The sequence below is a fragment of the Kribbella sp. VKM Ac-2566 genome (genome assembly GCF_004366005.1).
GTDB lineage: Bacteria > Actinomycetota > Actinomycetes > Propionibacteriales > Kribbellaceae > Kribbella > Kribbella pratensis.
The window spans coordinates 416,650-425,342 of the sequence record NZ_SODT01000016.1 but is presented as its reverse complement, the minus strand read 5'-3'; the positions used below and the strand labels follow the sequence as shown (position 1 = coordinate 425,342).

Genomic DNA, 8,693 nt, shown 5'->3' with positions numbered 1-8,693 from the left:
CCCCTCGAAGCCTGCTCTCACACCGGACACGCCACCACGAAAGCAACGCCTCAAAGCCGAACCCCGCCCCTACAACCATCCCCTCGAAACCTGCTCTCACACCGGACACGCCACCACGAAAGCAACGCCTCAAAGCCGAACCCCGCCCCTACAGCCATCCCCTCGAAACCTGCTCTCACACCGGACACGCCACCACGAAAGCAACGCCTCAAAGCCGAACCCCGCCCCTACAGCCATCCCCTCGAAACCTGCTCTCACACCGGACACGCCACCACGAAAGCAACGCCTCAAAGCCGAACCCCGCCCCTACAGCCATCCCCTCGAAACCTGCTACCACGCCAGACACGTCACCACGACCGGTGCCCGCGCGATGGCGACTCGCTGCGCCTCAGCACTCATGATGGGGGCTGTCAGCGTTCCCTCGACTTGGACGAACCTGGCCCAGGCGGTCGGTTGACGTCGATGACTTCGCCTTGGATTACGTCGTTTGTTGGGCGTTGAGGGACGGGGTGCCGGGGCCGGGGGTACCGGGGCCGGGGGTACCGGGGCCGGGGATGAAGGTGCCGAGGCCGGGGGTGCCTAGTTGGGTGGTTCGCCTGTGGCGCCGCAGCTGGCTTCGGTGCCGCGCCGGCCGGCGGGCTGTCCCGGAGGATCTGCGCCTGCTTCAGCAGATCGCCCGGCACTGGAACCCGACGCGGCCTCGTCTGCACGCCCTCACGCTGCGGTCTCGTCTGCACGCCCTCCCGCTGCGGTCTCGTCTGCACGCCCTCCCGCTGCGGTCTCGTCTGCACGCTCTCCCGTCGTGGCCCGATGTCCGGACGTCCTCCGCCGGTCACCCATGGACTCCTGCAGCGGCATCCCGGTGTCGGGCTCAAGCGCTTCCCCGGCTATGTCGGCGGGATCGTTCGATCGGTGTGCGAAAGCGATCGGTTGCCGGTAGGTCTGAGCGATCGGTTGCCGGTAGGGCTGAGCGTTCGGATCCTGCACAACTCGATTGCCCTCGAATCACCGGCAGCGGATCGAACTCGCGGTAGACCAACCATGCGATTGCCCCCGCTCGAACCCATCCAGCGTGAACTCACGATCTACGGGAACCTTCAGTTCCGCGCAGTCCCGCAGGCCGTACGACTGCGGCCATAACCGAGCTTCTTGTCCTGTCACTCCACGTCGCGCCCCACACGCAATGCCCGCAGGGCAGCCATCGCTGCTTGGAACTCGCGGCCAGCGGGACTGTCCCGGTCGCGCTTCCAGGCCTCGTGCAGCCGGTCCATGTCCCGGCTGAAATCAGGATGGTGGATCAGGTGGAAATTCACGGCATCCCGTCACCGTCGGTTTGCCACCGCCCGTCGGATTCGACTCGTCGCTGTCGGGGTCCAGGCCATGCCTGTCCATCATTTCCTCGTACGTCTCCCACTTCGAGGGATCGTCGTTGGCGAGGCGCTCCCGGACCAGGTCCTCGCGGCGCTGGTCGTTTTCCGCATCCTCCCTCAAAGTTTCGTACTCCGCCCATTTCTCGAAGGAGAGGACCGCACCGTCCGGCCGGGGCTGGTCGCCGAAGAAGACCGGCTCGGTGTTGCCGGAACGGAAGAGTTCGAGGACCCTGCCGAGGCTCTGGCCGACGGTAGGGGTGTCGATGACCCGGACTCGGTCATCGTTCGGGCGCGCGGATCTTCTTCGGCCGAGCACGCAAAGGCGTCGGGCAATGAGGCCAGCCAACTCTCGACCAGGTCGACGAACTGCGTCGGGCGTTCGTGATGGAGGAAATGGCCGCAGCCGTTCCAGAGAACTACGCGTGATCCGTAGGGCAGCGACAGGCCGATGTCCCAGGCGGCCATCGCGGGGGTTGGGCGGATGCACAGGAGTGGTTGCGTCAAGGCGGCCAGTCGGGCAGTAGCGGCCGGGCGGGCGCCGAAGGCATCTGGGTCCGTGTACATCCCCGCGTAGCTTTCGGCGAGCACGTGCCCCGGAGTCGCGAGCAACTGGTCACGGACGGCGCCGGCGGGTAGTCCGAGTTGGCGAATTGCCGCCTCCGCCCCATCGCTGCGGAGCGCAGCCAGACGCTGCTCGAAGGTGGCTGCCTCCGCCTCGTCCGCGCCGTACGCCGGATCGATGACGACGACCGCCGTGACCAGGTCGGGACGTTCCAGTGCGAGCTCCGCGACGATCTGGCCGCCCATCGAATGCCCGACCGCCACCACAGGCCCGAGCCCCAGCCGTTCGACGAGCGCCGTGAGATCTGCCGCGTAGTCCGCCGGCCGATACCCGTGCCGAAGTACCGGCGAACGCCCATGACCGCGCAGGTCGACCGTGATGACCCGGCGACCCGCGAAGTTCAGACCGTTCCACGCGCGGCTGTCGCCACCCCAGCCGTGGACGAGCAGCAGCGGATCACCCGTACCGGTGTCACTCAGCCAGATCGGCACCCCGCGGGCTTCGACATTCGCCGCCATGGATGGCAGCATAGTTAACGTTTTCTACACGAAGTCAGGGCAAGGCCCGGACAGAAATTTTCGACGGACAGAGGGGTTGGCGCGTGGCGGGAGTGAGCCTCGGGAGCCGTCCGACGGTGAAGGACGTCGCGGCGGCCGCGGGCGTGAGCGCCACGACGGTGTCGCGGGTGCTCGCCGGGAACTACCCGGTCAGCGCCTCGACCCGGAAACGGGTGCTCCGGGCGGTGCAGGACCTCGACTACGTGATCAACGCACAGGCCCGCGCCCTGGTCGGCGGCACGACACGGACCGTCGCGTTCATCATCCGCGACCTGGTCGGTCCGCTGTTCGCCTACATCGGGCAAGGCGTCGAGCAGCAGGCCACCGCCGAGGGCCGGGTGTGTCTGGTCTGCACCCATCACGGCGACGCCGATCGCGAACTCGAACTCATCGAACTGATGCGCGAGCAACAGGCCGAGGCGGTCGTGCTGGTCGGTGGCGGCCTGCGTACGCCGGAACACCTCGAGCGGATGGCACAGATCGCCAGATCCCTGGAGCGGGTCGGCTCGCGCCTGGTGCTGTGCGGCCGCCCGCCGATCGGCCCGGACGTGCCGGCGACAGTCGTCGAGTACGACAACGAGGGCGGCGCGTTCGCGGTGACGAACTATCTGCTCTCGCTCGGCCATCGCCGGATCGCGTTCATCGGCGCCGCCGAGCCGGAGCACACGACGACGAGCGCGCGCTTCGACGGCTTCACCCGCGCCCACGCAGCGCACGGCCTGACCGTCGACCCCGGCCTTGTTGCCGGCGGCACCTTCGATCGCGAGTCTGGCTACCGCCAGACCAAGGCCTTGCTGACCCGCGACACCGGCATGACGGCCGTCGTCGGCATCACGGACATCGTCGCAAGCGGTGTCCTCGCCGCTCTCCACGAGGCAGGGCTCCGAGTGCCTGAGGACATCTCCGTCGCCGGGTACGACGACATTCCGCTGAGTGCCGATCTCAATCCGCCGCTGACCACGGTCCACATCCCGCACGAGGAGCTCGGGCGTTCCGCCGTACGGCTCGCGCTGCATCGCGACGACTACGCGCAGGATCAGCACCTGATGCTCGGGACGCACGTGGTGATCAGGAAGTCGACCGCTCCTCCCAGGGAGCGCTAGGAGAACGATGGCAAACAGCAGTAGACGCAAGTCGTCGAGCTCGCCCACCCTCGCCGACGTCGCCGCACACGCCGGGGTGTCGCCCGCGACGGTCTCCCGCGTCCTGGCCGGCAACTACCCGGTCTCCCGATCGGCGAACCAGCGCGTCCTGCGATCGATCCGTGAGCTCAACTACTCCGCCAACACTCACGCCAGGGCCTTGGCCGGCGTGCAGACGAAGACGATCGCCTTCATCCTGGCCGACGTACGCGGTCAGTCGTTCGCGGACGCGGCGCACGGCGTCGAGCAGGAGGCGTCGCGCCGTGGCTGGCTGAGTCTGATCGGCACCACCCAAGGCGACTCGGAACGCGAGCTCGCCCTGGTGCAGCTGATGCGCGAGCAGCGCGCCGGCGCCGTGATCCTGATCGGTGGCGTCACCAACGAAGCAGCCGACTACCGCGCGAAGATGACCGACCTGGCCCGCTCACTTCACTCCGCTGGTTCCCTGTTGGTGCTGTGTGGTCGGCCTCCGCTGGGCGACGACGTGCCCACGGCCGTGATCGAGTACGACAACGAGCAAGGCGCCTACGCGATGACCAGCCACTTGTTGTCGCAGGGGCATCGCCGGACCCTCTTCCTTGCCGGTCCGGAGCGTCAGAGCACCAGCATGCAGCGGTTGGCCGGACATCGACGGGCCCTGCACGACTTCGGCGTACCAGATGCGCCGGAGCTGGTCGAGCACGGTGTCTTCACCCGAGCCTCGGGCTATCAGCTGACGAAGAACCGCCTGGCCGCCGGACAGGACTTCACCGCCGTCTTCGCGGCCACCGACGTTGTGGCCGCAGGCGTGTACGCCGCTGCGGCCGAGTTCGATCTGAGAGTCCCCGAGGACCTCTCGGTGGTCGGCTACGACGATGTCGAACTGGCCCAGGACCTCCGTCCCAGACTCACGTCGGTTCATGTCCCCTACGAGGAACTAGGCCGAGCGGCAGCGAAGATCGCACTCGACTCCCAACACCAACAACCCGACTGGACCGGAGCCCACCGGCTTTTCACCACCCACGTAGTCGTCCGCAACTCCGTGACCCGCCGCGACTGAACCCCACATTTCCATGAAGGGTCAGCCGGCGGCCATGGAGTGGGGGTACGGCGGCGTGCCGTCGAGGATCGTCGTCAGCACTTCCGAGACCGGCGTACTGGAGTCGGCAGGGAGTAGGACGGACGGGATGTTGTAGGCGGCAAGGTACGCCACCTGGGTGTCGGTGAACTCGACGTTGAGGCCGATCACACCGCGGGTGCCGCGGGCGAAGAGGCGTTCCAGCCAGAGCCGGGGCACCGGCTCGCCCCCGTTCACTGTCGTGACGACGAGAGCCAGTCCCGGTTCACGGGCAGCGTCGGCAAGGCCGGCCAGTACGTCACCGGTCCAGCCGTTGCTCCGACTGGCGACCACCACGTCGACCAGCTCGGACTCCTCGCGACGGTTGCCGGCGGCATCGGAATCCAGTGGATACCCGGCGCGACGCAGTACCTCGCGCACCCGGGTCCTGGTGGCCGGTGCGACGTCCGGGTAGGCGCGCAGGACCTTGGAGACGGTCGAGATCGACACTCCGGCCTCGCGCGCGACCACCGCGAGCTTCCTCCGTGGGGCGGACATCGAGGACGGCCTCACTGGCCCTTGAGATACGCGTTCGCCTGCTTCTCCATCTCCGCCTGCAACTCGGAGAGTCCGGCCTTGTCCACCGCCTTCTTCAGGTTGTCGAGACCCTTGTCGACGTCGACCGCCCCGATCCACAACGGGTTGCCGTACTGCGTCATCGCGGCGTTGACCTGGCTGTCCTGACGTTTCACCGGCGTCACGTCCGGCACGAACGACGCATACGGGTCCAGCGTGAAGTTGTCGTACTTCTGCGCCCAGTCGAACCATGCCTCCTCGGTCGGCGTGATGTCCTTGATCTTCAGCTCGAGCTTCTGCCGCCAGCACAACGCGAACCCGGGGAAGCTGTACTGCGACAACTGCTGGAACTTGTCCGCGCCGACCGGCTTCCAGTCCGTGCCCTCGACCCCGTAGCTGAGCAGGTCGTGGTTCTCCTTGATCGAGACCCAGTCCTCCAGCTGCATCGCCCGCTCGTTGCTGCGGCCCTTGACGTTGAGTACGACGAAGTTGTCGGCCTGGAACGTCTGGTTCGGCTTGGCGTCCTTGCCGCCCCGCAGCGGTACGACGTTCGCGATCTGCGCCGTCGGTACGGCCTTGCGCAGCGGTGTGAGCGACTGCGACGACAGCCCGTCCGTCATCGCCCACCGGGTCGCGATGCGGCCCGACTCGAACTGGGACTTGATCGTGCTCGAGTCCACGTTCAGCGCGTCCTTGTTGATGATGCCGTCGAGGTAGTACTTGCGGATCTTGCGCAGCGCATCGACGACGCCCGGAACCTCCCAGAACGGGATCGGCTTCGCGGACCCGGTGCTCTTCCCGTCCTGCGCCAGGTAGAACGGGAGCGAGCCGCCGCTGAAGAACTGCACGCTGACGTGTGGATTCTCCCAGTCGTGCTGATTCAGCCAGCCGACCGGCGCGAAGGCCGCCAGGAGCTTCGGCATGTTGGACGAGATACCGATCGGAGTGAGCTTCTCCTTCTGCTTGACGTCGTACCAGAACTTCTCCAACTGGTCGAACGTCGAGATCTCCCCCACACCGAGCTTGTCGGCCAGGTCCTGGCGGACAGTGAAGTGGTGGAACCGTGCGGCGGAGTTCACCTGCGGGATCCCGTACAGCTTGCCGGACCACTTGTTCTGCTCGAGCAACTGCGGGTCAAGGGTCTTGCTCAGGTTCGGGTACTTGCTGATCAGTCCGTCGACGGGAACCAGGGACTTGCTCGCGACGAGCTGGATCATGTTCAGCCAGCGGGCCTGCAGCGCGGTGTCGAAGTTCTCGCCGGCGGTGAACTTGAGCAGTGACTGCTGCTGGTAGTTGGACCAGGCGACGAACTGGGGAGCGATGGTGAAGCCCAGGTCCTTCTTGAGCTTCTCGTTGACCTTGGCAAGGATCGCGTCCCAGCCGGTCGGTGTGTCACCGGGCAGCAGCAGGGCGAGGGTGTCTGCGGCCTTGCCGGAGCTCGGTGACGACGAGTCTCCACAGCCGCTCAGTCCGAGCATGGCTGCGAGTGACAGGCCGCCGCCGGCGGCCAGGAAGCCGCGCCTGCTGAGGCCGGCGGGAGATGTGGCGGGCACAATGCCTCCAGAAGTTGTGGTGGGAGACCGTCAGCCTTTGGTGGCTCCCAAGGTGATGCCTTTGACGAAGTAGCGCTGCGCGAACGGGTACGCGAGCAGGATCGGGCCGATGGTGACGACCGTGAGGGCGAGCCGGAGCTGGTAGACCGGCGTCGACTGGGCTGCTGCGGTCGGCAGCATCTGCGAGAACGAGACGTTCGAGATCAGGTTCTGCAACAGCAGCGGTAGCGGGTACTTGTGGATGTCCGACATGAACAGCAGCGCGGTGAACCACTCGTTCCAGTAGTGGACCGCGTAGAACAGGCCGACGACGGCCAGGATCGGCTTGGACAACGGCAGTCCGATCCGGAAGAAGATCTGCAGCTCCCCCGCGCCGTCGACCCGGGCCGAGTCGAGGATCTCCTCCGGCAGCTGGCGGAACGCCGAGACCTGGATGAAGACCAGGAAAGGCGCCACCAGCAACGGCAGGATCACCGCGAAGTAGCTGTTCTGCAGCTTGAGGTACTGCGTGACCAGCAGGTACAGCGGGACGAGACCGCCGCTGAACAGCATCGGGATGTAGGCGAAGATCGCCAACGGCCGGCTGACGTAGGGCAGTCGCCGCGCGATCACCCAGCTCAGGCCGGACGTGATGCTGAGCGCCAGCACCGTACCGGCAACGGTGATGACGATGCTGGCGACGTATGCGCTGACCAGCGTCGGCCCGGTGAAGATCAGCTTGTACGCCGCGGTCGAGAACGGTTGCGGGATGAGGCTGTATCCCTTGCCTGCCAGGGTCTGCTCGTCGGTGAACGAGCCGGACACGATCACCCAGAACGGAATCAGGCAGACCAGCATGAACAGCGCGACGCCGATGACGCTGACGACGGTGAACGGTTCCCAGCCACCGGAGCGCCGTTTGGCCGCGGTCCGGCCGGCGGCCTTGGCCAGGCTCGAGGTCATGGTGGTCACAGCAGACTCGTCTCCTTCGAGTACCGGCGCTGGATCAGCACCGCGGTCGACACCAGAACGAAACCGACCACCGACTGGAACAGGCCGATCGCCGCGGTGGTGCCGAAGTCACCGATCTGGCGCAGGGAGCGGAACACGTAGGTGTCGATCACATCGGTCGTCGGGAAGAGCGTGCCGTTGTCGCCGACGATCGCGTAAATCGTGCCGAAGTCTCCGTAGAAGATCCGGCCGACACCGAGCACCAGCAGGACGGCGGCCGTCGGCTTCAGCAGCGGCAGGGTGATCCGGAGCGCCATCTGCGCCCGGCTCGCACCGTCGATCTGGCCCGCCTCGTAGACGTCCTCGGGGATCGAGGTGATCGCGGCCAGGAAGATGACGCTCATGTAGCCGCCCAGCTGCCAGATCTTGACGAAGGTCAGGATCCACGGCCACGGACCCGGCTCCGTGTACCAGCTGACCGTCGGCAGCCCGAAGCCGGCCAGCGCGTCGTTGACGACGCCACCGTCTCCGGCCGGCCCGGACAGCAGGACCTGCAGCATGATCGCGACGACGACCGGCGAGACGAAGTACGGAAAGAAGATCGTCGACTGCGCCGCCCGTTTGAAGAAGCGGCCGCGGAGCTCGTTCAGCATGATCGCCAGCGTCACGCCGGCGGCGAGTGTCGCGGCGAGGAACAGCACGTTCAGCACGATGGTGTTCACCAGGATCCGCTGCGCGTCACCGGAGGCGAAGAAGTAGCGGAAGTTGTCCAGGCCGTTCCACGGGCTGCCGAACAAGCCCTTGCTGATGTCGAACCCCTTGAACGCCACCACCAGGCCGGCCATCGGCGCGTAGCTGAACACCAGGAAGAACGCGACCGCGGGGACTGCCAGCAGTCCCAGCCACAGGCTGGAGCGCACGGAGGTTCGGGTACTCATGGGAGCGGCTCCTTCACCAGGATCTAGAA

General features: G+C 66.5%; 8 protein-coding genes. 2 read left to right on the top strand and 6 right to left on the bottom strand.

Annotation, left to right across the window (positions count from 1 at the left end; translation table 11 throughout):
- Window positions 1–1,157 precede the first annotated feature (1,157 nt).
- Both EV647_RS42420 and EV647_RS41780 read right to left on the bottom strand, forming a co-directional pair.
- Window positions 1,158–1,313 (bottom strand): hypothetical protein, encoded by a 156-nt coding sequence (locus tag EV647_RS42420; RefSeq protein ID WP_166680568.1) that lies wholly within the window; start codon window positions 1,311–1,313, stop codon window positions 1,158–1,160.
- Window positions 1,314–1,487: 174 nt separating this feature from the next.
- Window positions 1,488–2,450: an alpha/beta fold hydrolase gene (locus EV647_RS41780; protein ID WP_134013246.1), complete on the bottom strand. Its 963-nt coding sequence runs from the start codon at window positions 2,448–2,450 to the stop codon at window positions 1,488–1,490.
- A gap of 83 nt (window positions 2,451–2,533) precedes the next feature.
- On the opposite strand from EV647_RS41780, the gene EV647_RS41775 reads away from it, so the two are divergent.
- Window positions 2,534–3,592 carry a LacI family DNA-binding transcriptional regulator gene (locus EV647_RS41775; RefSeq protein ID WP_202876506.1) on the top strand — a complete coding sequence of 353 codons (1,059 nt, stop codon included), beginning with the start codon at window positions 2,534–2,536 and terminating at the stop codon, window positions 3,590–3,592.
- Window positions 3,593–3,599: 7 nt separating this feature from the next.
- A complete protein-coding gene (locus EV647_RS41770; RefSeq protein WP_134013244.1) occupies window positions 3,600–4,670 on the top strand; it encodes a LacI family DNA-binding transcriptional regulator in 1,071 nt (356 codons plus the stop codon).
- A gap of 21 nt (window positions 4,671–4,691) precedes the next feature.
- Here the strand turns inward: EV647_RS41770 and EV647_RS41765 are convergent, their stop codons facing one another.
- Genes EV647_RS41765 through EV647_RS41750 form a run of 4 tightly spaced genes read right to left on the bottom strand, consistent with a single transcriptional unit; the run spans window position 4,692 to window position 8,664 of the window.
- On the bottom strand, window positions 4,692–5,225 hold the full coding sequence (locus tag EV647_RS41765; RefSeq protein ID WP_134013242.1) for a LacI family DNA-binding transcriptional regulator: 534 nt from the start codon (window positions 5,223–5,225) through the stop codon (window positions 4,692–4,694).
- An 11-nt stretch (window positions 5,226–5,236) separates the two neighbouring features.
- Window positions 5,237–6,796, bottom strand: coding sequence for a DUF3502 domain-containing protein (locus EV647_RS41760; RefSeq protein WP_134013240.1), 1,560 nt, complete (start codon window positions 6,794–6,796; stop codon window positions 5,237–5,239).
- Window positions 6,797–6,826: 30 nt separating this feature from the next.
- Window positions 6,827–7,738 carry a carbohydrate ABC transporter permease gene (locus EV647_RS41755; RefSeq protein ID WP_238177658.1) on the bottom strand — a complete coding sequence of 304 codons (912 nt, stop codon included), beginning with the start codon at window positions 7,736–7,738 and terminating at the stop codon, window positions 6,827–6,829.
- A gap of 5 nt (window positions 7,739–7,743) precedes the next feature.
- Window positions 7,744–8,664 (bottom strand): sugar ABC transporter permease, encoded by a 921-nt coding sequence (locus tag EV647_RS41750; protein WP_134013236.1) that lies wholly within the window; start codon window positions 8,662–8,664, stop codon window positions 7,744–7,746.
- Between the last annotated feature and the right edge of the window lie 29 nt (window positions 8,665–8,693).